The organism is Brevibacterium sp. MGP-B1 (assembly GCF_057766545.1).
Genome location: NZ_CM173407.1, coordinates 2,574,661 through 2,599,770, shown reverse-complemented (window position 1 = coordinate 2,599,770; position 25,110 = coordinate 2,574,661). Strand labels below are relative to the sequence as shown.

Annotated in this window: 20 protein-coding genes and 1 tRNA gene; 8 read left to right on the top strand and 13 right to left on the bottom strand. The window is 65.4% G+C overall.

What is annotated here, in order from left to right:
* Positions 1–64: 64 nt before the first annotated feature.
* Positions 65–140, bottom strand: a tRNA-Arg gene (locus tag AC3CD9_RS11895).
* A 107-nt stretch (positions 141–247) separates the two neighbouring features.
* Between AC3CD9_RS11895 and AC3CD9_RS11890 the strand changes: the two genes are divergently transcribed.
* Positions 248–5,224: a DUF4011 domain-containing protein gene (locus tag AC3CD9_RS11890; protein WP_488364063.1), complete on the top strand. Its 4,977-nt coding sequence runs from the start codon at positions 248–250 to the stop codon at positions 5,222–5,224.
* A 521-nt stretch (positions 5,225–5,745) separates the two neighbouring features.
* Here the strand turns inward: AC3CD9_RS11890 and mscL are convergent.
* From mscL to AC3CD9_RS11870, 4 genes are all read right to left on the bottom strand, one after another.
* Entirely contained in the window at positions 5,746–6,207 is a 462-nt protein-coding gene (gene mscL / locus AC3CD9_RS11885; RefSeq protein WP_062862383.1) for a large conductance mechanosensitive channel protein MscL, read from the bottom strand.
* Between the two features lie 250 nt (positions 6,208–6,457).
* A complete protein-coding gene (locus tag AC3CD9_RS11880) occupies positions 6,458–7,087 on the bottom strand; it encodes an SAF domain-containing protein (protein ID WP_487489196.1) in 630 nt (209 codons plus the stop codon).
* A 205-nt stretch (positions 7,088–7,292) separates the two neighbouring features.
* On the bottom strand, positions 7,293–7,610 hold the full coding sequence (locus AC3CD9_RS11875) for an FmdB family zinc ribbon protein (RefSeq protein WP_488364062.1): 318 nt from the start codon (positions 7,608–7,610) through the stop codon (positions 7,293–7,295).
* A gap of 123 nt (positions 7,611–7,733) precedes the next feature.
* Positions 7,734–8,387, bottom strand: coding sequence for a 5-formyltetrahydrofolate cyclo-ligase (locus AC3CD9_RS11870; protein WP_488364061.1), 654 nt, complete (start codon positions 8,385–8,387; stop codon positions 7,734–7,736).
* Positions 8,388–8,432: 45 nt separating this feature from the next.
* Here AC3CD9_RS11870 and galU point away from each other — a divergent pair, with 45 nt between their 5' ends.
* The 3 genes from galU to AC3CD9_RS11855 all read left to right on the top strand — a co-directional run bounded on the left by galU (position 8,433) and on the right by AC3CD9_RS11855 (position 12,294).
* The gene (gene galU, locus AC3CD9_RS11865) at positions 8,433–9,335 is read left to right on the top strand and encodes a UTP--glucose-1-phosphate uridylyltransferase GalU (protein WP_488364060.1); all 903 of its coding nucleotides are present in this window, start codon (positions 8,433–8,435) and stop codon (positions 9,333–9,335) included.
* A gap of 83 nt (positions 9,336–9,418) precedes the next feature.
* Complete coding sequence (locus AC3CD9_RS11860; protein WP_488367544.1) at positions 9,419–10,015, top strand: GNAT family N-acetyltransferase; 597 nt, start codon at positions 9,419–9,421, stop codon at positions 10,013–10,015.
* A gap of 116 nt (positions 10,016–10,131) precedes the next feature.
* Positions 10,132–12,294 (top strand): hypothetical protein, encoded by a 2,163-nt coding sequence (locus tag AC3CD9_RS11855; protein WP_488364059.1) that lies wholly within the window; start codon positions 10,132–10,134, stop codon positions 12,292–12,294.
* A 181-nt stretch (positions 12,295–12,475) separates the two neighbouring features.
* Here the strand turns inward: AC3CD9_RS11855 and AC3CD9_RS11850 are convergent, their stop codons facing one another.
* Together AC3CD9_RS11850 and AC3CD9_RS11845 are read right to left on the bottom strand one after the other, a co-directional pair.
* Complete coding sequence (locus tag AC3CD9_RS11850; RefSeq protein ID WP_488364058.1) at positions 12,476–12,985, bottom strand: putative immunity protein; 510 nt, start codon at positions 12,983–12,985, stop codon at positions 12,476–12,478.
* A gap of 43 nt (positions 12,986–13,028) precedes the next feature.
* Entirely contained in the window at positions 13,029–13,826 is a 798-nt protein-coding gene (locus tag AC3CD9_RS11845) for an IclR family transcriptional regulator domain-containing protein (protein WP_488364057.1), read from the bottom strand.
* A 156-nt stretch (positions 13,827–13,982) separates the two neighbouring features.
* On the opposite strand from AC3CD9_RS11845, the gene shiA reads away from it, so the two are divergent.
* Together shiA and AC3CD9_RS11835 are read left to right on the top strand one after the other, a co-directional pair.
* A complete protein-coding gene (gene shiA / locus AC3CD9_RS11840; protein WP_488364056.1) occupies positions 13,983–15,347 on the top strand; it encodes a shikimate transporter in 1,365 nt (454 codons plus the stop codon).
* Positions 15,347–16,414 carry a zinc-dependent alcohol dehydrogenase gene (locus AC3CD9_RS11835; RefSeq protein WP_488364055.1) on the top strand — a complete coding sequence of 356 codons (1,068 nt, stop codon included), beginning with the start codon at positions 15,347–15,349 and terminating at the stop codon, positions 16,412–16,414. Before shiA ends, AC3CD9_RS11835 begins: the two co-directional genes overlap by 1 nt.
* A 72-nt stretch (positions 16,415–16,486) precedes the next feature.
* Here the strand turns inward: AC3CD9_RS11835 and AC3CD9_RS11830 are convergent, their stop codons facing one another.
* The gene (locus AC3CD9_RS11830; protein ID WP_488364054.1) at positions 16,487–17,944 is read right to left on the bottom strand and encodes an NAD-dependent succinate-semialdehyde dehydrogenase; all 1,458 of its coding nucleotides are present in this window, start codon (positions 17,942–17,944) and stop codon (positions 16,487–16,489) included.
* A gap of 141 nt (positions 17,945–18,085) precedes the next feature.
* Entirely contained in the window at positions 18,086–18,832 is a 747-nt protein-coding gene (locus tag AC3CD9_RS11825; protein ID WP_488364053.1) for a MerR family transcriptional regulator, read from the bottom strand.
* Between the two features lie 121 nt (positions 18,833–18,953).
* On the opposite strand from AC3CD9_RS11825, the gene AC3CD9_RS11820 reads away from it, so the two are divergent.
* Positions 18,954–19,526, top strand: a complete 573-nt coding sequence (locus AC3CD9_RS11820) for a DUF2306 domain-containing protein (RefSeq protein ID WP_488364052.1) — start codon at positions 18,954–18,956, stop codon at positions 19,524–19,526.
* 63 nt (positions 19,527–19,589) lie between these two features.
* Here the strand turns inward: AC3CD9_RS11820 and AC3CD9_RS11815 are convergent, their stop codons facing one another.
* Positions 19,590–19,916 carry a GNAT family N-acetyltransferase gene (locus AC3CD9_RS11815; protein WP_488364051.1) on the bottom strand — a complete coding sequence of 109 codons (327 nt, stop codon included), beginning with the start codon at positions 19,914–19,916 and terminating at the stop codon, positions 19,590–19,592.
* 165 nt (positions 19,917–20,081) lie between these two features.
* Between AC3CD9_RS11815 and AC3CD9_RS11810 the strand changes: the two genes are divergently transcribed.
* Complete coding sequence (locus tag AC3CD9_RS11810) at positions 20,082–20,669, top strand: GNAT family N-acetyltransferase (protein WP_488364050.1); 588 nt, start codon at positions 20,082–20,084, stop codon at positions 20,667–20,669.
* Between the two features lie 170 nt (positions 20,670–20,839).
* Here the strand turns inward: AC3CD9_RS11810 and AC3CD9_RS11805 are convergent, their stop codons facing one another.
* The 3 genes from AC3CD9_RS11805 to AC3CD9_RS11795 all read right to left on the bottom strand — a co-directional run bounded on the left by AC3CD9_RS11805 (position 20,840) and on the right by AC3CD9_RS11795 (position 25,055).
* On the bottom strand, positions 20,840–22,213 hold the full coding sequence (locus AC3CD9_RS11805) for an SLC13 family permease (RefSeq protein WP_488364049.1): 1,374 nt from the start codon (positions 22,211–22,213) through the stop codon (positions 20,840–20,842).
* A gap of 217 nt (positions 22,214–22,430) precedes the next feature.
* A complete protein-coding gene (locus AC3CD9_RS11800) occupies positions 22,431–23,498 on the bottom strand; it encodes an IS110 family RNA-guided transposase (protein WP_488364048.1) in 1,068 nt (355 codons plus the stop codon).
* Between the two features lie 321 nt (positions 23,499–23,819).
* Positions 23,820–25,055, bottom strand: a complete 1,236-nt coding sequence (locus AC3CD9_RS11795) for a YeiH family protein (protein ID WP_488364047.1) — start codon at positions 25,053–25,055, stop codon at positions 23,820–23,822.
* Positions 25,056–25,110 lie beyond the last annotated feature (55 nt).

Here is a 25,110-nt window from a genome sequence, read left to right as displayed (position 1 = left end):
GCCGCCTCGGTGATGGTGGGTCTGGGCGACATCCGCAAGTGGATCTTACTCGGACAGGTGGTTCTGGCGCCCCCGGGCAGATTCGAACTGCCGACACCGGCTTTAGGAGAGCCGTGCTCTATCCCCTGAGCTACGGGGGCCAGGTGGTCGTCCTCAACCACGATCACCCAGTGTAGCGTAGAAGAAACCTCACTGTTCCACGGTGTGCCAGCACCTATTATGGACAGTTTCTCGTTAGGGTCGAATTGTGTCGGATTCCGTTAGAGACGAACAGTTCCCAGAACTCGGAGATGTCTTCGCCGAGTGGAAGAAGCAGGCTGCCCATCTGGGCGGTCGCGACACCATGCTTCATTTCCGGGACTCCCGTGACGGAAGCATCGACCTCTCCGGCGCCCACCCCTCCGGCCTGGCACAGCTGCTGGCCGGTCGCGCCACCCGACTCTCCAGCCTCATCCGCGACCACGACATCCTCACGGATGCGCGTCGCCGTGCAAAATCCATCCGATCGAAGGCAGAGCAGCTCGACAACGAACGCGGCATCCGCACCGCCCACCTGGCACTCGGGTTCGCTTCGTGGACGGAAAAAGACGCGAAGTTCAAGTTCAACGCCCCCGTCGTCATGCGCCACATCACGCTGGTGCCCCGCGGTTCCCGCGTCGAAGACTACGAAATCGTGCTCGACAACGAGATCACGATCAACCCTGCGCTCGTCCAGCATCTGCGCGAGGAATATGACCTCGACGTGCCCGTCGACGAATGGGTCGACGCGACCGGCGGACCGCACGGATTCGACCCGGGCCCGGCTCTCGACCGTCTGCGCGATCTGGGGCAGAACGTGCCCGGCCTGCGGATCAACCACCGCCTGATCATTTCGACATTCGCCAACATTGCGAACCCGTTCTCCACCGACTACCTGCCCACCCAACACCCCGTTCTGCGGGCGCTGGCCGGCGACGAAGACGTGCGTGCCTCCCTCGGGGGTCCGTCCTACGTGCCGCAGCCGGGCGTCCTCCCGGACGAGAAGATCGCCGCCGCCGAGAAGGCCGAAGCCGAGCAGAAGCGAGCCGAAGCGAAGAGAGTCGCCGGTGTCGCTGCTGCCGCCGGATCCGAAGACACAGACACCGAACCCGCAGGCGACGAGAAGTCAGCGCCGGAAGCGACCTCCGCGGACGCAGCGAAGTCCGGAGCTGAGACAAAGACTGCGGAAACGGCAGAAGGCGACCCCGCCGAGGATGCCGCTGAGTCCGCCGAAGAGTCGGCAACCGGCGGCGATGAGGAGACCAGCGGCGACGAGGGGATCAGCGGCGTCGAGAAGACCGGTGAGAAGGCTGCGACCGAGAAGCCTTCGTCCGAGCCAGCTGCCGGTGCCGCTGATGCAGCGGATGCCGATGCCGATGTGGACGACGGTCAGCCGACCGTGCCGATCACCGACGAACCACTCGAGGTCGCAGAGCCGGTCACTGCCACTGATTCCGCCGTCGACACGTCCACCGACGACGAGAAGACGTCGACCGACGCCGAAGCCGTATCAGCGACCAAGTCTGAGAAGACAGCTGCCGCGGCTGACGCCGACGGTGAGGACGTCGTACCCGCTGCGCTGCAGGAGCCGATCACCCCGCTTCCCGACCGGAAGCCGCAGGAGGAATTCCTCGTCATCGATGTCGACGGTGACCAGCAGGCCGTCGTCGACGCTGCCGTGTCCGGTCACTCCGTCGTCGTCGACACCCCGCCCGGAACCGGCGCCACCCAGGTTGCCGTCGCCGTGGCGACCACACTGGCGCACACCGGCAAGAGCGTCCTCTTCCTCGCGCAGACCTCCGATGCGCTCGACGACTTCTCTGCCCGCCTCGGCGAGGTCGGACTCTCCGACTTCGCTGTCGACACCCGCGTCGGCTCCGAAGACATCCGCAAACAGCTCATCGGTCTCATCGCCTCGGCAGAGAAATCCGAACGCCCGGACCTGTCCCACCTGCTGACCGAACTCAACGAACAGCGCGCGACCCTGGCCGACCACGTCTCCTCCCTGCACCGCAGGCGCAAGCCGTGGGACGTCTCCGTCTACGAAACCATGCAGCACCTCGCCGAACTGACCTCCGGCGATGACTCCCCGCAGACCCCGGTGCGCTTCGACGACGATATCCTCGGCGCCAGTGACGACCGCCGGTACATCCTGCGTGGAAAACTCGGTGAACTCGCCGGACTGGGTGCTTTCACCCTCGATGTCGAAGACACCGTCTGGTTCGGAGCCGATCTCAAATCCGTCGAAGAAGCCGAAGCCGCACGCACCGTGGCCGAACGCATCGGTCGGATGATCCCCGACCTCGTCGCAGCCACCGAACCGGTGCTGCAGAAGGCGAAACTCAACCCGCGCCGAAATGTCGACGACTGGTCCCGCGCCATCCGCGTGCTCCTGCGCGTGCGCAAGACGCTCGACAACTTCGCACCGGACATCTACGACCACCGCCTCGATGACCTCATCGCCGCCACCGGCACACCCGAATACCGGGCCGATGTCGGCGTCGAGATGGGCATGATGCAGCGCCGGCGGCTGAAGAAGTCGGCCGCGGAGTTCCTCCGCCCCGGCGCCGAGGTGGCCGACCTCCACGAGGCCCTCATCGACGTCCGCGCCCAGCGAGTCATCCTCTCGGACCTCGCCGGACACGACGGCCGGCCGCAGATCCCGCGCGGCGTCCTCGAAGCCGACGAGATCCTCCAGAGCGTCGAAGCCGATATGGCCAAGCTCGCTCCGATCCTCGAGACGACCCCGGACGGCGGGGACCTCGGATCGATGCTCATCGAGGAACTCCAGGCACGTGCCGAAGCGATGGGCAGCGACTCGGAGAACCTCGCCGACCTGCCCGAACGCTCCCGCCTGCAGCGTGAACTCGACGGCGAGGGCCTCGGCGACCTCATGGCCGATCTGCGCCGACGCAAGGTCGACGAGTCACTCGTCGGCCCGGAATTCGACCTCGCCTACTGGGCCTCCGTACTGCAGACCATGGCCGGTGAAGACCCCGCGATCGGCCGCCACGACGGTGCCGCTCTCCACCAGGTCGCCGAAGGCTTCCGCGAGAACGACCGCGCCTTCGTCGCCGCCGGTGCCTCCCGACTGCGCTTCAACCATGCGCAGGCATGGAAGCGCGGAATCGAATCTGATCCGATCGCCGCCGGAGTCATCAAACAGGAGCTGCTGTCGAAGCACACTTCGACGAAGCGGATCTCCACCCAGGCACCCGAACTGCTGACGACTCTGGCCCCGGTGTGGATGGGCAGCCCGTACACGGTGCCCGAACTCTTCTCCGCTCTGCCTCTCTTCGACGCGGTCGTCATCGCCGATGCCGGACGACTCTCGGTCGCCGATGTCGTCCCCGGAATCACCCGGGCCCGCCAAGTCATCTCCCTCGGCGACTCCCGCCTGCTCGGACCGCGCCCGTTCTCGATCGCGGTCGATCGCTTCGGCATGGACGACGGGAAACATCCCCGCTCGGTGCAGGACCGCCTCGGCGAGTTCCTGCCGCGGATGCGACTGTCGAACTCCTACCGACTGTCCCCGGTCGGGCTCATCGACCTGGCCAATCGCCACTTCTACGATTCGACGATTTCGACGCTGCCGACCGCGCATACCGGTGAGGGCAGCGGCCTCGAATTCTCCTATGTCGCCGATGGCAGGGGCCCCACGGACATCGGGACCGGTCGGGTCGAGAGCCCCGATGCCGAGGTCAAACGCGTCGTCGATCTGGTGCTCAAGCACGCGCGGAATCGGTCGCGGGAGTCGCTGGCCGTCGTCGCGCTCACTCCGCATCATGCGCAGCGAGTGGCTACGGCGATCTCGCGGGCGATGAAGGATCTGCCGTATGTGGCGGCGTTCTTCAACGATTCTTCGAAGGAACCGTTCGTCGTCACCGACGCCGAACGCGTCCAGGGCATGTCGCGCGATGCCGTGATCTTCACCCTCGGATATGGCCGCACCGTCCACGGTCGCGTCATCCACGACTTCGGTCCGCTGTCCGGGCCGGATGGTCGTCGCATCCTCGCGGCCACGATGACGCGGGCCAGGAAGCGGCTGACCCTGGTCTCGAGCATCGAGGCCGAGGACTTCGACCGCAGCAAACTCAACGGGGGAGCGGTCATGCTCCCGCAGCTGCTCGAGGAGGTCGCGACCGGCGGCGTCCACCAGCCCGGACCGCACGGCGAGATCTACGATCCACTGTTCAACGACATCGCTGACCGGCTGCTGCAGCTCGGCGTCGTCGCTCACGAACACTACAACGGCATCGACCTGGCCGTGGCGAACTCCACCGAGGACGAGCACGGAATGATCATCGCCGTCGCCGGTGACGGACCCGAATACGCGTCGATGCGCAGCCTGCGCCAGCGGGACCGGGTGCTGCCCGAACAGCTGAGCCGCCGAGGCTGGAAGTTCATGCGAGTGTGGTCGACCGATGCATTCGTCGACCCGCAGACCGAGACCGAGAAGATCTTCGAGACCTGGCGTGCCACCGTGGAGACGATGAGTCCGCAGGCCGTGCTCAACGCGGCGCGTGCCGCCTCGGTGGTCGTCGGCCGTACCGGCAGCCGACCGAAGCTCGTGCCCGGTCTGCCGATGCACAAGTACACCGCCGAAGGCCTCGATCAGATGATCGACTGGATCCAGTCGGATGCGGTCGTGCGCGGCGACGGTGAGATCAAGGACCTGCTGCGCACCGCGCTGGCGCAGAAGGGCAACTCGAGCCGCGGCGATTCCCGGTTGCAGGCCGCCGTGGACCGTTACCGCGAACGCCATGCGCAGGCGAAGAAGGTCACGGGCGCTGAGGTGTTCATCCCACGGTCGAACTCGGCCGGCCCCGTCGAAAACGACATCCTGCCGACCTTCGACACCGGTAAGATCCGTGCCGATGAGCTCCGCTCCGCCGGCCTCGTGCAGACCGCAAGCAATGACCAGGTACCCGAGGCGGCCGACGAGCCCGCCCACGCTGATTCGGTCGGTGCGAGGACCGACAGCGCCGGTGACGACAGTGCAGGTTCGTCCGCAGAGGCAACTGGAACGCACGACGCCGAGGCCGCCAGCGCGGCTGGGGCCGAGTCCGCAGACGCGGGTTCCGCCGACGAGGATTCGACCGCCGCTGATTCCGACGGGTCGGCTTCGGCCGAGGCGGAGTCGGGTGATTCCGGGACGGACGGGACCACCTCGGCGAAGTCGGGGTTGAAGAACGACGATGCCTGACCGGCCCACCGGCGCCGAGGATGCTGATTGCGACCGAGGAACGGGCGGCAGCGACCGAGAATCGGGCGATGCCAGCGCCACGGGGGCCGGCGGGTCCGACGCTGAACTGGACGAGCCACCGCACGGGGACGGCGAGTCCGGCACTGAGCCGACAGAGCCACCACACGGCGACGGCGATGCCGAAACTGCTGAGTCTCGGAGGGCCCGGATCGAAGCGGCGAAGCGCCGATACCGAGCGACTCTGCGCAATGAAGCCGAATCCGGTGGCGGCGGTTTCAGCGAGGATTACTACCGTTCGCAGAAGCCCCCGCACTGGTCATAGCTCCTGTTCCGTCTAGTGGCTTCGATCTGTCCGGGCGTCGAACCCGCCCTATCCGGTTGGTCAATTGCGCCCGATCGGTCGCAGATAGCCCGATAGTTTTCCGACGGGTCGGTAGGTTTCAAGCGGGCTGGATAGGTCTCAGACATGAAGAAGGCCCGCTCTCGGATGAGAGCGGGCCTTCTTCGCGATCAGCTGGTGATCAGTGCCGCGGAGGCTGGTTCGGATCGATCGGACCGTCGGTGGCGGGACCCTCGGCGGGCCCGGCAGGCGAGGCAACCTGGTTGCGCAGGATCTCGCGGATGTCGCCGAGCAGATCCTCGGTGGTCGGAGGAACTTCTTCTTCGGGAGCTCCGCGCTTGCGCAGCTCGTTGAGCTTGTTCATCGGCACGATGATGATGAAGTAGACGATCGCGGCCACGATGAGGAAGTTGATGGCCGCAGTGATGACCGCACCGATATCAAGGGTTGCCTCGGGCACGCCCTCCTTGAGCGGGATCTGCAGGGCCGGTCCCTCAGCACCACCGACAGCGGCGATGAGCGGGTTGATGATCTTGTCGGAGAAGGCGGTGACGATGGCGGTGAAAGCGCCGCCGATGATGACCGCTGTTGCGAGTTCGACGACATTCCCCTGGAGAATGAAGTCTCTGAATCCCTTAAGCATTAGAGAAACCCTTTCGGTGTGTGTTCACTGAAATGCTGTTATCGAATAGCTCAATTACGTTCCAATAGTACACATGGGTAACTCATTGTCAGCAGAAATGTTCTGCGAGTCTGATCATCGTATTGACGCTCCGGGTAATCGCTGTGATGCTCCGGGTAATCGGTTTGCAGTGATGAGCGTCGGTCGGGTGAACGCAGACGTCTCCGACCCCCGCAGATCAGCAGGGCCAAAGGCCCGGCGATGACATGGTTCAGCGAGGGAGAATCGCAAAGCTGATGGGGAGTCCGGCGAATTCGGCGACACGCCCGGCATCATCGGCAGAGAGGATCACGGAAACAAGTTGTCCTGACTCCGCAGCTATTCCTTCGGGTTTGTCGACGAGGCGGGCGATCGTCACTTTCTCGACGACGACTTCAGACCCGCCGTCGGGCAGCGACGAGAAGAGACGGATCTTCTGCCCCGGTTGGAGCAGTGCCGCCGAGGCATCATCGGCCAACCGGATCGGCATGAGCAGATCACGACTGCCCTTCGGCAGCGCCTGCTGATCGAGCACGATCGACGAGGTCAGAGGTGACCCCTTCGATAACCCCGCCGAGGTGGCCCGCCCCTTCACCTCTTCAACGGACCTGAATGCCTTGTCGGGGACGAGGTCGGAAGGGAACTGAGTGAGAGTGAGGTCCTGGGCCTTGAGCTCGGTTCCGGGCGCCAGGTCCGACTTCGCGACGACGATCGCCGTTCCTGCGCTGCTCGGTGTGAGCACCCAGACGGCAAGAGCGCAGGCGCACGCGAGGCACACGGCGGCGAGTATGCGCTGCGGCCGAATGCGAGACGGCCGTGACCAGCCAGAAGACGAGGACCGGATGCGGTGGAAGATGCCCATGCACCGAGCCTGCGGCGCTGCGCGGCCAGCGGCAAGGGTTTGGAACTCACCTGTGGACAGTTCGTGCCGTCCACAGGTGATCGGTGTCTGAGTGACGAGAGCCGGATCGATGCAGTTTACGGTCGGCTGGCGGCTGAGGCGAATCACCTCGTGGGCAGAGGCGGCCAGCTGGCGGCTGGGAAGGTGCGCTGACGACCGGCGTCGCTCAGCTGGCGGCTGGAGTGCTCGCTGCCGAGGAGCTGCTCGATGACGAAGTCGTCGAGCTGGAGGATTCCTTCGACGACGAGCTCGAGGATTCCTTCGAGGAGGAGTCTGAACTCGAGGAGCTGACGGTGCTCGACTTGCTCGAGCGGGAGTCAGTGGCGTAGAAGCCGGATCCCTTGAAGCTGATGCCCACGGCGCCGAAGACCTTCTTCAGGCGGCCCTGGCATTCCGGGCAGACGGTGAGCGAGTCATCGCTGAAGTCCTGATGAATATCAAAGGCGTGACCACAGCTCTTGCAGGCGTAGGAGTAGACGGGCATTCGAGACCTTTCTTCGACGACAAAATTATAGTGCACGTCGGAACCTCCCCGGAGCACCGGTCCGGGATATGCACAAGGTTATCCACATATCAACACGCGCGAGTGGGCGCTGATTCCCGACGATCAGGCCGTGAAGATGTGAGTCCCATCGTCGGTGACGGCCTCCGGGATGCGCAGGTCCCAATCCTCTGCGGCGAGGCCCTTGAGGTTGAGCTCGTCGGCGAAGCACACCCCGACGATGCGGGGACCCGAACCAGATGTTGCCGAACCGAGAGGCTCCGCCCCGTGCGGGCCGAAGGTCCTGTCGTAGAAGCCGCCTCCGTTTCCCAGCCGAGCACCATCGGCGCCGAAGCCCAGGGCGGGGACGAAGACGAGGTCGAGGCCGATCGTGGGGGAGAGCAGCTGGGCGGCGGTGAGCAGCTCACCATCCCGGGCCGGTTCGCGGATTCCCCATCGGCCCTGCGGTCTCAGGCTGGCCATTGAACCAGTGACCTGGCCGAACATCAAAGGTTCGCCCACCTTGGTGACGACGGGCAGGTAGACGGCACCGCCGGCGGCAAGGAATCGATCGAGTGCAGGGTCGAGGTCCGGCTCTCCGGGCAGCGCCGCATAGGCAAGAAGGGAACGAACCGGTGTTTCTCGGATGAGGTCCCACGCAGCGGCCGCCACGGTCCCCGCAGCCGCCACGGTACCCGGAGCCGCCTCGGTGAGGGAGCGGTCTGCGCGAGCGGCGCGGATGCGGGACCGCAGCTGCGCCTTCGAAGTTTGTGAGTCCACGCATTTCAGACTAACCGGGCTCGGCGAATTCGTTAAGATGACTTCATGAGTGATGAAGCGCAGCGCACCGTTCGCAAGGCCGTGATCCCCGTCGCCGGTCTCGGAACTCGGTTCCTCCCCGCCACGAAGGCCACCCCCAAAGAGATGCTCCCCGTCGTCGACAAGCCGGCGATCCAGTACGTCATCGAGGAAGCCGTCGATGCCGGCCTGCAGGACGTTCTCATGATCACCGGTCGGAACAAGCGGCCGCTGGAGGATCATTTCGACCGGGTCGACGGGCTCGAGGCGGCGCTCGCGCAGAAGGGCGATGACAAGAAACTCGCCGCTGTGCGCCATCCCTCGGAACTCGCTGATATCCACTATGTCCGCCAGGGCGACCCCAAGGGACTCGGCCATGCCGTGCTCAAAGGACGTCAGCATGTGGGCAACGAGCCGTTCGCGGTCCTGCTCGGTGATGACCTCATCGATGAGCGCAGCCCGATCCTACCGAAGATGATCGAGGTCGCGGAGAAGACCGGCGGCAGCGTCGTCGCGCTCATGGAGGTTCCGCCCGAGGCGATCCACCTCTATGGCTGTGCCGCCGTCGAGGCCACTGCCGACGACGAAGTCGTCAAGGTCACCGACCTCGTGGAGAAGCCCGCCACCGAGGATGCTCCATCGAACCTCGCCATCATCGGCCGCTACGTGCTGGCGCCGGAGATCTTCGACGTCCTCGAGACGACGAAGCCGGGACGCGGCAACGAAATCCAGCTCACCGATGCGCTGCAGGAGCTCGCGGGAGACGACGAGGGCCACGGCGTCTACGGAGTCGTGTTCAAGGGCGCCCGCTACGACACGGGGGACAAGCTCGACTACCTCAAGGCCGTTGTGCAGATCGCGTGCGACCGGGAAGACCTCGGCGACGATCTCAAAGCGTGGCTGCGCGAGTTCGTGCCGACGCTGGGCTGAGCGCCGACACGGGTCCGAGCCGACCGTCCTGGTTCAGCCCATCCGGGCAGACCGACCTTGATCCCGAGAGCGAGGGCAGCCGCGTGTGGCCTGTCATCCTGACTGATCGACAGTCCGATATCGTGCTGCGACCGCTGCGCCGCCGCGACGAAGAGGCCTGGCGAGAGGTCCGCCGATTCAACCGCGACTGGCTGCGCCCGTGGGACGCGACCCTGCCTGCGCCGGGCCAGGAGCTGCCGGGCTTCCGCACGATGGTGCGGATGCAGGACAAACAGGCCAAACGCGGGCAGACCGTGCCGTTCGCCATCGAGGTCGACGGGAACTTCCGCGGACAGATCACCGTATCGGGACTGAGCTGGGGTTCGATCCTGTCCGGGCAGATCGGTTACTGGATCGACTCGCGCGTGGCCGGGCGCGGAATCACCCCGGTCGCCGTGGCGATGGCCGCCGACCACTGCTACTTCGCCCTCGGACTCCACCGCATCGAGATCAACATCCGCCCGGAGAACACCGCGAGCCTGCGCGTGGTCGAGAAGCTTGGCCTGCGCGACGAGGGGCTGCGCGAGAAGTACATGCACATCGATGGGCAGTGGTGCGACCACCGCACATTCGCCCTCCTCGCCGAGGAGGTCCCGCAGGGTCTGCTGACCGCATACCGGCACGGCACCGGCGGGTGGTAGGCGCGAACCGGGGACGTCCAGCCGCCACCTGGGAATTCGGTGAACTTCGCCCCAGTTTGACCGACACACCTCGCGTCTTCACGACTTCCCTGATGCCTGCAACTTAGGGTGGCATTGTGGACACCAGCATCATCGTCGTCATCGCCATCGTCGTGGTCTTCGCCGTTGCTGTGCCCGCAATGATTCGGAAGTCCGCGACGGATCTCTCGCGCGTCGAAATCGACACGGTTCCGGACAATGCGGCCGTCGTCTCCGCCGAGACAGCCATCCCCGGGCACGACCATTCGGAGCGCATCCAGGTCTTCCACGACAAACCTCGGAAGGTGCCGTCGGTTCCGACCCCGGACGTCTCACAGGAAGTCGAGGCCCCGAAGCTGAGTCTCTCGGCCTCCACTCCCGAGCTCGCCGTCATCGACGGTCACGCCGAAGCACACACCATCACCGAGGCTGCCGAGCACGCCCAGCTCAACGTCCTTCCCGTTGCGGTCGGTGAAACTTACTCCTCCCTGTCCGCCGACCATGCGGCCGTCGGTCGCGGTGTTGTCGTTTCCAGCGTAGGCGTCGGCACTGACACAGGTGTTCGTGCAGGCGCTGCCACTGACAATGTGCGACTGCTCCACCCCGCGGTCCATGCCGTCTTCAACGACAGCGGCCGCTCCGTCGGGCAGTCGGGCAGACAGGGCCGTTCGCCACAGGCCCATCCGCCGCACTCGACCGGCGCGGGGCACAAGGCGTCGACGAGCCGGATGGCTTCGGCCGGCGCCGGTCCAGCTCCTCACGGAGGCGGACCACGTGAAGGCCGGTCCCGGACGGGACGCGGCGGCCACCTCGGCGAGGGGATGGCCGGCACAGATGGACAGAACCGACAGATTTCCAATCCGACCATCGGAACCGATGAGGAACATGCGATGACCGAGCAAGCCACGACCCTGCGGGAGTCACTGAAGTCGCTGAACACCATGGTCAGGGGCTTCTCCCTGGTCTTCCTCGCCTCGGTCCTCGGCATCCTTGTGTCGAGTGTGCTCGCAGCCTTCTCGGTCGTGCACATCGCCCTGGCGGGTGTATTCCTCGGACTCGCGGTCGTCACTCTCTTCCTCGTGCGCACGCTCAATCTGCGCAAGCGGGAGACGAAGAAGAAGCTGCGACGTCTGCAGGAGACCGCACGGTCACGGTCAGTGGGCCAGCCGAAGCGTGCCACTGAGCCGGAGCGCGCCGCCGAGGTCGAGCGCGCCTCCGAGTCGAAGCCGGCCGAACCGTCGACAGCCACGGCGAGACAGACTGCCACGGCCAGGACGACGACTGATGCTCAGCCTGCAACTGGATCGCAGACTGCAGCTCATAAGGGCGCGAAGTCCGCGAAGTCGCAGACCGTTCCGGTCAATCAGCAGCCTCGCACAGCCCCTGCATCGACCTCGAGCGGGACTGCTGCCCGGATCGCCGCGGCCGCCCAGGGCACGAGCGCGGCGGCGAAGGCCGCGCAGGCTCGCGCAGCGATGAACCGCTCCGCCGAGGCGAAGAAGTCCCGCGAAGAGGCGGACACCGGAGAGATCCCGCTCGTGCGCATCCGCAAGGAAGCCACGGAGGGCCACACCACGCGCCAGGTCCTCCTCACCGGACCGATCCCGGTCGTGAAGGAGAACTCCACCGAAGACGGTGACGCGACTTCCGCCGAGGCGGCCGCCGACTCCGAGGCCGCCTCGACGTCGGGCACCGTCGCCACCGCGGAATCAACGTCGACGGCAGAGCCGAAGGCGACGGATACCACGGTCGACGGTGAGAACGATGCCGACGCCACATCGGCGACGCCTGCAGAGAAGTCCCGGACCGAATCCACCAAGGCTCCGGTCTCGCTCGGAGCCGACCTCCTCGCTGAGACCGACACGGCCTCAGATGCGGCCGGTCGAAAGGAAGTCGATGCGGATGTCCACGCTGCACTCGATGCGGCGGCTCGCACGGTCGATGACCCGTTCATGCAGCGTCTGAAATCGCGTGACGGCTGGTCGCCGACCCCGCTGCCGGTGCCCAGCTACGTCGACGCACCCGAGGCCGAGCATCCGGTGCCTTCGGCGTCGGCGGCCGATGCCAGCTCGTACGAAACCGAGGCACGCAGCCGTGAAGATATCGCGGCTGAGTTCGCCGAAGAGCTCGGCTACCGTCCGGAACTCAGCGACTCCGCCCGCGAGAACGGACCGCTCGGCCACGGACGCAAGGCGATCCGGACGACGAAGGCCGCCGACCTCGGCGCCGTCAACGACGTTCTCGCTCGCCGGCGCGCGTGATGCCCCGAAGCCGCTGAAACGAAGTCCGAAAGGATTTCGCGATGCCGACGCAGAACCCGCCATCCGTGCGGGGCTTCTGCGTGCCAGGGTTACGGTGTCCACGAGGGTTGGTCGCTGGCAGTCCAGTTCGATAGCACCCGTTTGAAAGCGTGCTGTCTGCCGTGGAGGGTGCCACCAGCGATCAGGCGCTGAAGACCGACCAGCAGATCGCATCGCGGCGTGCCTGATCTTCCAGTACGAGTTCGCGGACTTCATTCGGCAGCCGGTCACGCTGCCAGTCGCGTTCGGCACGACCGGCCGCAAGGTCCTTCCCTGACGCCCCTCGGGCCGCTTTGATCGCGTAGGCCACCGCCCCGAGGTCGTGTTCGGCGACGTGTCCGACACAGGCCGCCTGCCCCGCCGCATAGGCGGCGAACCGGGCTGGCCCACGCAGGGGTCGTGCCGCACCCATGGCATGACCGCCGAGGGCGCGAGCCTCCAGCATCGGCATTTCACCGGCTGCCCACGCCCGGGCGGCGGCAACGGCTTCGCGAGGTCGTTCATCCTCGGGACAGACGGATTCGAGGAACGGCAGGACGTGTTCGGCGCAGTCGGCGGCCCACAGCGCGAGAAGGCGGTGGTCGGCATCGGTGAGGGAGCCGCCTCGGCGAATCGTGATCATCCGCGGATATCGGACCTCCGGCAGGATCATGAATGAACCCGGAGAATCACCCTTGCGGTGGGGCAGCTGTTCGTCATTGGGAGCGCCCGCCGAAGTCCTCAGCGATCGACGCCGCGACGGCCTGTAGGCGTGGGACGACGTCGTCCTCGATCGAGAGCCCACGCAGATGGGACGCGTGCAATGAGACATTGAGCGCGGCCAAGGTGGTATCGCCGCGGCGGACGGGCACGGCCAATCCTCGCAGCCCCTCGTCGAGCTCCTGCGATACGAGGCACCATCCCTGTTCGCGGATGCGCTCGAGTTCCCCGCCGAGTTCCTCCCGGGAAGACACTGTCCTGTCGGTGAATGTGGAGATCTCGGTGCGGTCGAGGAAAGCCTGCCGATCCGTCGGCGGCAGCTCGGAGACGAGGATCCGGCCCATCGACGTCGCCCAGGCGGGCAGTCGATTGCCGAGATTGACGGTGACGGTGTGCAGCCGCGGGGCAGTGGCGCGGGCGATGTAGACGATATCGTCCTCATCGAGGATGCTCAGCGTCGCGGATTCGTCGAGATCGTTCGCGAGCCGGTTGAGGTGGGGCTGAGCGACCTTCGGAAGGTCGAGCCCGGCGAGGAAGCCCGCCCCGATGTCGAGCACACGCGGGGTGAGTGAGAACTGGGTGCCGTCGCTGCTGAGATACCCGAGATCGACGAGCGTGAGAAGGAACCTGCGGGCAGCGGCCCGAGTCAGACTCGTCGCCTCGGCAACCTGAGTGACCGTCCGTCGCGGATCGTCAGAAGTGAACGCCAACAGCACCGACAGCGTCTTTTCGGCAGACTTCACGTAATGGCCGCCGGTCGACGCATCTGCTCCTGAATTCTTCTCTGACTTCACCGTCCCAGGGTATCGGCAAGGTCCGATCCATTCTGCATTGTGCGCTATGTGCACACATGTACGTTTATCGCACATCGTGATACTGTGATCTGCGACAAGCACGAGCACGCCCTCATCGCGGAGGAACCGCGAGGCCATCATTCGAAGGGGAATGTCATGTCAGCACCGGACAGCACGCACGCGGGAGCCTCCGCGGAACTCAAGCGGGCCAGGCGGGCCGCCGCCGGGTCGTTCATCGGCGCAGTCGTCGAATGGTACGACTTCCTCCTCTACGGAATCGTCGCCGCACTGGTCTTCGGGGAGCTCTTCTTCCCCGACTACAGCTCCCATGCTGGAACGCTCGCCGCATTCGCGACCTTCGGCGTCGGTTTCATCTTCCGCCCGCTCGGCGGCATCATCTTCGGCCACTTCGGCGACCGCCTCGGGCGCAAGTCCATGCTCGTGTGGACGATGACGATCATGGGCGTGGCCACTGCTCTCATCGGATTCCTGCCGACCTACCAATCCGTCGGCTGGCTCGCTCCTGCCTTGCTGGTGCTGCTGCGTTGCATCCAGGGGATCGCCGTCGGCGGGGAATGGGGCGGTGCGGCGCTCATGGCCGTCGAAAGCGCACCGCCGAAGCTGCGGGCATTCTTCTCCAGTGGAGTGCAGATCGGATATTCTTTCGGTCTGCTGCTGGCCACCGGGCTCGTGGCACTGCTCAGCAGCAATTTCTCCGCTGAGGCATTCCTCGCCTGGGGTTGGCGCATTCCGTTCTTCTTCAGCGCCGTCCTCGTCCTCGTCGGGCTGTGGATCCGTGCAGGCGTCGAGGAATCCGAGGAGTACGTCGAGCGTGTGAAGAACGCGAAGACCGACAAGACCGCAAAACTGCCGATCCTCGAAGCCTTCAAACGCTATCCCGCACAGATCTTCCAGATCGTCGGGCTGCGCTTCATCGAACTGCTGACCATGTACATCGTCACGACCTTCGCTCTGTCGTATTCGACCGAGCAGCTCGGACTCGATCGACAGATCATGCTCAACATCACGCTCCTCGTCGGCGGTCTCGGCATCGTCACGATCCCTGCCTTCGCCTACCTCTCCGACCGCTACGGACGCCTGCGGGTCTACCTCACCGGCGGCGTCATCGGCCTCGTCAGCACCGTCCCGTTCTTCCTCTTCCTCGAGGCCGGCAACATCGTCGGCATCGTCATCTTCGCCGTGCTGCTCATCAACATCGCCCACGATGCCGTCGTCAGCGTCCAGCAGCCGCTGTTCGCCGAGATGTTCAGCCCCGAGTTCCGCTACAGCGGAGCGGGCGTCGGATACCAGCTCGCCAGCGCCATCGCCGGCGGCTTCACCCCCTTCATCGCGACATTCCTCGTCGGACTCGGCAACGGGACCTGGTACCTCGTGGCGGCCTACCTCGGGGGCGGCTGCCTCATCTCGATCTCGATCGCCATGCACCTCGTGCGCAAATGGCAGATGGGCCGCCGCGCCGAACGCTCGACTGTCGAATCCATTCAGGTCGTGTCCGCCTGATGGTTCGCAGCCCCTCTTCCGCCGCCGCCCTGCCGACCGGTGAGAAGCGCGTCGAAGCGAAGTCTGCCTCGAGCGGAGCGATCCGGTCTGTCGAGATCACCGCGCCCGGTCGCGTCGAGGTCCTCACTCGACCGGGACCGCCTGGGCGCCCTGCCTCCGGGCATGTGAGGGTGCGGATACTCGCGGTGGGAATCTGCGGCACCGATCTCAGCCTGGCCTCCGGTTCGCGGACGCCTCCCGAGCTGCCGTGGCGACTCGGACACGAAGGTATCGGAGAGGTCGTCGAGGTGGGGCGCGGGGCCGAGGAATGGGCGATCGGCGACAGAGTCGCGCTTGAACCCAACATCACCTGTGGGCGGTGCGAGTACTGTCTTCGGGGCGTGACCGCGGCATGTGTCTCCCGGCTGAGCGCCGGCGTGCTCACTCAGCCGGGATTCCTCGCCGAGGTGGTCGACCATCCCAGCAGATTCTGCCACCGCGTGCCGGCTGGGATACCTGTGGAGCGCGCCGTATGCGCCGAGCCGTTGACAGTAGCGGCATCGGCGATCCGCCGCACCGAACTGCAAGGTGGGGAAGACGTCCTCATCATCGGTGCCGGAGCTCAAGGACTGTTGGCACTACTCGTTCTCGTGGATCTCGGCTATCGTCCCTGGGTGAGTGAACCGGACGAGGCCCGGCTCCGATTGGCGGTCGAGCTCGGAGCCCGGGCATTCGTCCCCGGTGCCGGCCCGGCACCTCAGGTCGTCATCGATGCGGCCGGAGTCTCAGAGGGACTCGCGGCAGTCGTCGACCAGCTCTCTCCTTTCGCAAAGGTCACAATCGTCGGAGAGGATCAGGACCGCCTCGGCGCGTCGAGCTTCGACATCGTCCAGCGGCAGCTGAGCATTCGTGGCTCTTTCATCTACGAGCACCCGCAGGATATGGCGACCGCGGTCGCCATGCTCGAGACGCTGCCGACCGAGGCTATCGTCGGCCCGGCGCTCTCGCTCGACGAAGCACCCCATCTGCTCGGTATCAATGCCGGCCGTCGGCTCGGGGTCAAACAGTGGGTGAACCTGCGCGGCTGACTGTCCCGGGGAGCGCCGAGGGAGTCAGCCGCCGTCGAAGATCGCGCGCAGCAGCGGCTTTCCGGGCCTGGGTCAGCTGCGGGGCATCGCCACGTACTTGACCTCGAGGAACTCGTCGATGCCCACACGGCCGCCCTCCCTGCCGAGGCCGGACATCTTCACTCCGCCGAATGGCGCCGCCGGATTCGAAACCAGTCCGGTGTTGAGTCCGACCATGCCGACCTCCATCTTGTCGGCAAGGCCGAGGGCGCGTTCGACGTTCTCGCTGAACAGGTAGCCGACGAGCCCGAACTCCGTCTCATTGGCCAGAGCGATGCCCTCTTCGTCCGAGTCGAAAGTGACGATCGGTGCCACGGGGCCGAAGATCTCCGTGGTGCGGATCTCGGCGTCATCGGGAATGTCGGTCATCACCGTCGGGGTGTAGAAGAACCCATTGCCTTCGATCCGGGACCCTCCGGTGAGGACCTTTGCTCCCTTGGCCACGGCCTCATCGACGAGGCCGGCGACCTTGTCGAGGGAATCCTGATCGACGAGCGGGCCCATCTCGGTGTCCTCGTCGAGGCCGTTGCCGACCTTCATCGCGCCGATGCGTTCGGCCAACCGCGAGGAGAATTCCTCTGCCAGTGAGGAATGGACGAACATGCGGTTCGCCGCGGTGCAGGCCTCGCCGCCGTTGCGCATCTTCGCGACCACCGCGCCTTCGACAGCCTTTTCGATGTCGGCATCGGCGAAGACGACGAACGGAGCGTTGCCCCCGAGCTCCATCGAGGTCTTCATGACTGTGTCGGCAGCCTGCTTGAGCAGCCCCACCCCGACCTCGGTGGACCCGGTGAATGTGATCTTGCGGGCGATGCCTGACTCCATCCAGGGAGTGACGACACGGCGCGCAGACTCGGAAGTGACGAGGTTGAGCACCCCGGCGGGGAGGCCGGCTTCGACGAGGACGTCGACGAGCATGAGCGACGTCAGCGGGGTCAGCTTCGCAGGTTTGAACACCATGGTGCAGCCGGCGGCGATGGCGGGACCCATCTTGCGAGCGCCCATGGCAAGGGGGAAGTTCCACGGGGTGATGAGAATGCAGGGACCGACGGGTTCGCGGGAGATGAGCATGCGGTTCTTGCCGTCCGGCGACTGCGAGTAGTCGCCTTCGACGCGCACCGCCTCTTCGGAGAACCAGCGGAAGAATTCGGCGCCGTAGGTGACTTCGCCCTTGGACTCGGCGAAGGGCTTGCCCATCTCGGCGGTCATGACCGCGGCGATGTCGTCGGCACGATCGATGAGCAGTTCGAAGGTCCGCCGCAGGATCTCGGAGCGCTCTCGCGGCGAGGTGGCCGCCCAGCCTGACTGTGTGTCGCCGGCGACCTTGATGGCTTCTTCGGCATCGGCGGCAGAGCCGTCGGCCACGGTGGTGATGAGATCGCCTGTCGCGGGATTTCGAACCTCGATGGTCTTGCCGCCTTCGGCCTCTCGCCATCTGCCGCCGATGAACAGTCCGGTGCCCAGCTTGTCGATGATCGGGGTGATGTCCACGACGCGTCCTCCTTGAGTGTCGTCGGTGCAGAACCGCGTGGTCGGCGTGAGAACGTCCCCGCCGCAGTATCGGAACGCGGCCGCTTCCAGTCTAGTCCTCGTCGGGTCACTGCGCCTTGGGCATTTCGCTGGCGTCGCCTGTCAGGTGCCGGACCTGTCGGGCTCATCGCCTCCGGAACCGCCGTCGACCGCATCCGAAGCGCGGGCGATCATCGACAGTGACGCATGAGCCAGCGCGCTCGCAGCGATGAGCTGACGATTGGACATCGTGATGCCGCGGATCACGCTCAGGCAGACCCTGTCGCGACTGTGCTCGATGCTGATCGGGCGGACATGAGACTGAGCGATAGGGGCAATGGCCCGGCACTGGGCGACGATCGAATCGACGGTGACCGGATATCCACCCGCATCGACCATCGCGATGACACGGGCCAGTGCATTCCTCGCCGCCGATTCCTCATCGGGCCAGCCGAGGCGATCGATCACCTCGGAGACCAGATCATCGAAGCGGTCAGGGGTGGGGGAGACTGCGGTCGGATGTGCTCCAGAGGCCCGCAGGGTGAACGGCGGGGAACCCGGTGCGCGCTGCGCCGAGGCGGGCAGTCCGGAATTCCCGCGCAAGGCGAGCTCCTGGCATACGCCCATCAGCTCGATCGTCGGCAGCGATTCGTCGTCGATGGCGCGGGTGAGTTCAGCGATGTCGGCGATTGGAGTGGCCAGCTCCTCGCGCAGCCAGCGGATGAGCGCCAGCCGGTGCAGGTGCGCCTCGTCGTAGACGGCCGTCGTCGCATTCTTCTTCTGTCCCGGCGGCAGAAGCCCCTCGTGGATGTAGTACTTGATACTCGCCGCCGAGACGCCGGTGACATCGGCCAATGCGCTGAGCTTCACTGTGCCCCTCCTTCTGCGGGTTCCTTCGGCAGGTTTCGTCCTCGACGACGGTGAATGGATAGTGGAAGCGGCGTTCACTATCCACGTTGCCAATCTTAGTTAGTGACACTATCTTAATGACATGTTCTCACTCTTCATCGCCATCCATGCCATTGCCGCCACGGGTGTCGTCCTGCTGGGACCCATCCAGATCATCCGCCGCACCAAGGACCGCAAACACCGTTTCATCGGACGGTCCTGGGTCATCCTCATGTACTTCGTGTGCACGAGCGGAATGTTCATCTACTCACTCACCGGTTCGTTCACGCTCTTCCACGCCCTGGCGATCTGGACCTTCATCTCCACCACGCTCGGCGTCATCGCGATCCGCCGTGGCAATGTCCGCCGCCACATCGGAATGATGGTCGGCTCCTATCTGGGTGCACTGATCGCAGGCATCTTTGCCGCTGCAGTCCCCGGACGAGAGATCCCACAGCTGGCAGTCAGTGACCCAGGACTGCTGTGGTCACTCGTCGCCGCGGTCATCGTGGCAGTCACCGCCTGGGCGATCTTCGTCCTGCGCTTCGTCTCCGGACACGACCGCCAGCAGGAGGTCGTCGAGAGCGCGACCACCGTGGGCAATGCAGAAGAAAACGCCAGCGGCGAACCGCTGACGCCCACGAAATTGAGCGATGCAGGCCAAGTCACTGCGTAATGACGACTCTGGGATACGAGTTGACGTCCCCGGGTCGCGTAATGACGATCCCGGGCGTGATGCTCAGGCGACGAACTTGTCGAACTCGTCGTTCTTGGCCAGGAAATTCTGCACATAGGAGCACGTGGTCCGGAACTTCAGCCCCGCCTCGGCGCTGGTCTCCAGTGCATAGCGCACCAGCTTGGCTGCCAAGCCGCGACCGCCCCACTCGGGCGACACCTCGGTATGGGTGAAGATGCGCACCGGACCGTCGGCGGTGTCATCGGCACTCGCCTCACGGTCGATGTAATCGGCGAGACCGATGACCTTGCCCGCGTGGGAGACGGTGAAGCGTTTGGTCGCAGCATCCTCGGCGATGGTGAAGGTCTCTCCCGAGATGTCGATGTCCATAGTCATTCCTCCCGAATGTCCGTGCCGGCGGCACTGCGCGCTGGTCGTCGGCGATCGATCGACGATCGTCGCCATCCTGACAGTTGACACTATAGTTCTGTTTCTGAGGAAGCGACTAGCCTGGTCAGACGCAGCCGACCGGACGAACTTGAAGGAGTCCCACCTATGACCGCACACCCCTCGGCGACCCTGGTCGACGCGCACCGCGAGAGGCTGCGTGCAGCCGGATTCGAGGTCACCGAACTGACGTCCGCCGACATCCCCGACTACGTCGAGCTCGTGTCCTCGGCCTATCGCGGCGAAGGATCGAAACAGGGGTGGACCACCGAGGCGGACCTCCTCGGCGGACAACGGCTCGACGGTCCCATGGCCGAGGACATGCTCGCCGAGGCGGACTCCCAGATCCTGCTCGCCCGCGATGGGCAGGGTCGCGCCGTGGCCAGCGTCTATGTGCGAGAGCCCGAAGACGGAGCCGCCTACCTCGGGGTGCTCGCCGTCTCTCCGCTGGGACAGGGCAAAGGGGTGGGGTCCTTACTCATCGGCCTCGCCGAGGCATGGGTGGCCAAACACTGGGGTGCGACGTCGATGCGGATGAGCGTGATCAACAAGCGTGACGAACTCATCGCCTACTACGAGCGCCGCGGCTACGTGCGCACCGGCGAAATCGAGCCCTTCCCCTACGGTGACGAGCGCTTCGGTCTGCCGAAGGTCGACGACCTCGAATTCGTGCTCCTGGCCAAGCCCTTGAGCTGAGGGGCGGCAGAAGCGCGGCTGCAGCCGGAGAGCGGGGTGCAGCTGAAGAGCGAGGTGCAGCCGGAAAATAGGTCAGCATCGGACACTTCTGTTGGAGAAAAGTGTCCGATGCTGACCTATTCTTGGAGGCCCTGAGGCCCGGGCCCGCGAGCCTGGCCCGGGACCCAGCCTCAGAACATCATGGCGGGCACGACCAGGCCGCCGACGAGCGCGACCGGTCCGATGACGACCATCGACATGCCGAACTTCACGAGGATGCGAGTCAGGCGCGGCTTGTCCTCGACCGGGGCGGTCGCGACGACCGTGGCACCCAGCGTCGAGAACGGTGAGACGTCGACGACCGCCGAGCACACGCCCAGAGCCGCGATGAGTGCCCAGCCGGGCACCCCGCCCGCGGCGATGAGCGGCAGGGCCAGCGGCACGAGCGCAGCGAGGATGCCCGTCGTCGACGCGAAGGCCGAGACCAGGCCGCCGACGATGCAGAGGACGAAAGCGGCGATGAGCGGCGAACCGATCGACTCGGCGCCCTCGCCGAGCAGGTCGACGGCTCCCATGTTCTGCAGCACGCCGACGAAGGTGATGATGCCGCCGACGAGCAGCACGGTCGGCCAGTCGATCTTCGGGATCGCGGCCTTGCCCGTCTTCGGATCGACGAGTGCGAGGATCGCTCCGAACATGAAGCACAACAGACCGATGTCCGGTTCCTGGCCGAGCGCCGCGAGCACGACCACGGTGCCGATGAGGCCGACCATGAAGATCACGGTGAGGATCTGTACGAAGGTGAACGGCTTGGATTCTCCCGCCTCGTCGGTGGTGGAGGAATCGAAGAGCGCTTCGTCCTCATCGTCCTCACCGAAGGCGACGCTTGACGCCGAGGCGGAGCCGCGGGAGATCTTCGACTGGGCACTTCCGGTCGAGGCATGCTCGGCGGCCGCCACAGTCGTCTTCGAGAACAGCGACCGACCGTACATGAAGTAGGCGACGACGAGCATGACGAGGTAGACGGCCACGGCGATGCCGAAGAGCAGGAACGGGGAGAGGTCGATTCCGGCATCATGGGCGGTCGAGTACGTGACGATTCCGTAGAGGCTCGTCGGGGCGAAGCCTCCGGCGCCGATGGCGAAGCAGATCGCCAGTCCCATGAGCGCGTAGTCGACGTCGTACTTGCGGGCGACCTGCATTCCCACCGGCATCATCACCAGACCGGCCAGTGGGGCACCCATGGCCGCGATTCCGCCGGTGATGAGGAAGAACACGACAGGCAGCAGCACTGCCGAGGATCCGACGCGTTCGAGGGCCCAGTCGATGATCTTGTCGACGGTCCCGTTCTCCTGCGCGATCGCGAAGAAGTAGGTCACTCCCGCCAGCAGGATCATGATGCTCAGCGGGAATTCGGCGATGATGTCCTCGACTGCCATATCTGTGAAGAGGAGCCCGGTTCCGGCCGCGCCGACGAGCATGAGCACGCCGATCTGCACACCGCGGACGGCGCCGATGGCGAAGAGGGCGATGAATATGAGCAGAGCAATGATCTGAGTGAGCATGATGTCCTTGCGAAGGCTGAAGCGACACTGAGCATCGCTGGCTGATTCGCTGAGAGACTACCAGTGTTACCGGCGGGTACCGCTGAGGCGTGTCCGAACCGTCGGAAAGTCCCGATAGACGGAAAATCCTCGCCGAGGCAGCTTCAGAACTACCTGACGGCGGCCCAGCAACCTCGCGCGAGGTTGCTGGGCCGCCGTCAGGATCCTTCTATGTCTGTCAAGCGGCCTGGCCGATCGGTTTCGTGGCCTCGAGAATCCGATAAACAGAACGAGCCACGTGACGCTTCATGCACCGGATCGTCTCCTTCTTCGTCTTCCCCTCACCAAGCCGTTTAGCCATGTATGCCTGGGACTTCTCCTGGTGAGAAAGCCGCGTGATGGCCACCATGTACAACGCAGAATTCAACCGCCGATCGCCACTGCGGTTAAGCCTAAACCTCACCACGTTCCCCGACGACGCCGGTATCGGGCAGACCCCCGCCAACTTCGCGAGCGCTGCCTCGGAACGCACCCGCCCATGATGCGACCAGGCCAGGTAGAACACAGCCGCGGTGATCGGCCCGATCCCCGGCTCAGCCAGCAACACCGCAGCTGGACTGTCCTTGACCATCGCCCCGATCCGGGTGGCGTAGTCCTTGATGTCCGCCTCGAGTTCGATGACGCGTTTGGCTAACCGGATGGCTTCCCGACGAGCCTCGGTCAGTTCCACAGCCTCGTTCCTGAGCCGCCACTTCGCCACCGTCTGGATCTTCACGACCGACAGTTTCCGACGCGCATCCATACCGAGGTCATGAGTCCGCAACAGCGCGGTGAGTGCGTTGATGGTGCGTGTCTTCTCCTGGGTCATGGACTCCCGCGCTTTGACCAGGATCCGCAGTCCCTGGCGCGGCCCATCAGCCTGCCGGGGAAACCGCAGCCGTGACTCGTCCAAAGGCAGGACCGTGCCAGCGATCCGTCGGGCATCGATCTGGTCGTCTTTGCCCGTGGCGTGCCGGTCGCGAGCATTCATGCTGGCGGCCTCGGCGACCGTATAGCCTGCGTCGGCGACATGGTCGGCCAGGATCGCCCCGTAAGTGCCGATGCCCTCGATGACCCACAGGGTATCGAGGTCGCCGCGAGTACGGCGGCCAGCCCACGCCAGGGCCCGTTTCAGGCCAGCTTTCGTGGTCGGGAATGCGGCCGTGTCGACGTGCTCGCCAGTGTTGGTCAGCACGCTGTAGACGTGGTTCTTCGCGTGGGTGTCGACGCCAACGACAAACGCGTATAAATGCGAGATGATAGTCATGACGGTTCGTGACTCTCCTGTGTCAGAGCGGATGAGGTCCGACCGTCAAAGCGGTCGGCTCCGGTCCGGGAGATAGTCACGTCGAAACACTACTGTGATGAGTCACGTTCGGTCAGGAACGGACAACCTTCTGATCAAGTTATCGATGTGGGCCGAGCCGGTGCCGACCGCCCACCAATCATCAGACAGATCCCGACGAGGACATCGTTCGAGTCAGTAGCAATAAGAGTCATGATGATCGATGGGACGGTCAGTTCCTACTCTGCCAGCCAGTCCCAGACCAGCCACCATCAATACTCACAGTAGCAATTGGGGAGGGGATCAAGTGAGGAGGAGGGCTCCGCCGAGAGCGATGAGGGCGACGATGATCGTGACGAGTGCGGCAAGGGCGATCGGTCGGGCGCCGAGGTTCTTCAGCGATCGCCACTGCACTCCGCGGCCGAGGGCGAACATCGCCATCGCCAAGCACACGGTCTGGATCCAGTTGAGTCCGGTGACCGCGATCTCCGGCAGCAGGCCGAAGGTGCGCAGAGCCGCCATGATGAGGAAGCCGACAACGAAGAGCGGAACGATCGGCGGACGTTTGCCCTGAGCCGGAGTCTGCTTCGTCGCGGTCGACACCGCCCCCGCGGCCGACGCGCCCGGCCCACCGGTCGACACCGCCTCCGCAGCCGACGCGCCCGGCCCACCGGTCGACACCGCCTCCGCAGCCGATGCGCCCGGCCCACCGGTCGACACTGCCCCCGCGGCCGATGCGCCCGACCCCTTGCTCTCTCCACCCCGGCCTGCGGCTGCGGAGGTCTCGGCGGAACCGGCGGCCGCCTCGGTGCCGGTGTTCGTCAGTGCCTTGTCCTCGCTGCGGCGCACGGCGTAGCTGAACACGGCGACGGTGGGGGCGAGCATGATGACGCGGGCGAGTTTGACGAGGACCGCGATCTCGAGGGCCGCGGGCCCGATGATTCCGCCGATCGCCACGACCTGGGCGACCTCATGGGTGGCGGCACCGCCCCACATTCCAGCGGTGTCCGGGGACAGGCCCAGCGCGGTCGAGAGTCCGGGCACGATTGCGATCATCAGGGTTCCGAAGAGGACGACGAGGCCGATCGCTGCGGCCACATCCTCCTTCTTCGACTTCAGAGTCGACTCGACTCCGGCGACGGCGGCGGCACCGCAGATGCCGAATCCGCTGCCGATGAGCACGGCCAGGGGGCGGTCGACTTTGAGCGGTCCCGCCAGGGCCAGGGCCGAGAGGATTCCGGCGGCGACGATGACGGCGGCGAGCACGAGAACGAGCCACCCGAGGTCGAGGATGTCGCCGAGCACCACTTGCGCGCCGAGGGCGACGATGCCCAGGCGCAGCAGCGGTTTCGCGGCGAAGTTGAGTCCGGGCATGAACGCCTCGGGCAGGTTGGGCACGAGGTTGCCCAGAAGGATGCCGAGCACGATCGCCACGAGCAGCGGTGAGAGCACGGGGGCGAGCATGGAGATCGGCCACGCGACGGCCGTGGCCACAGCGGCGAAGGCGAGTCCGGGTAAGAGGGAGACGAAGCGGTTCATGACATCAGTCTGTCAACGCCTGCACGGTCGCAGTAGACGGTGATTTCTTCGCAAC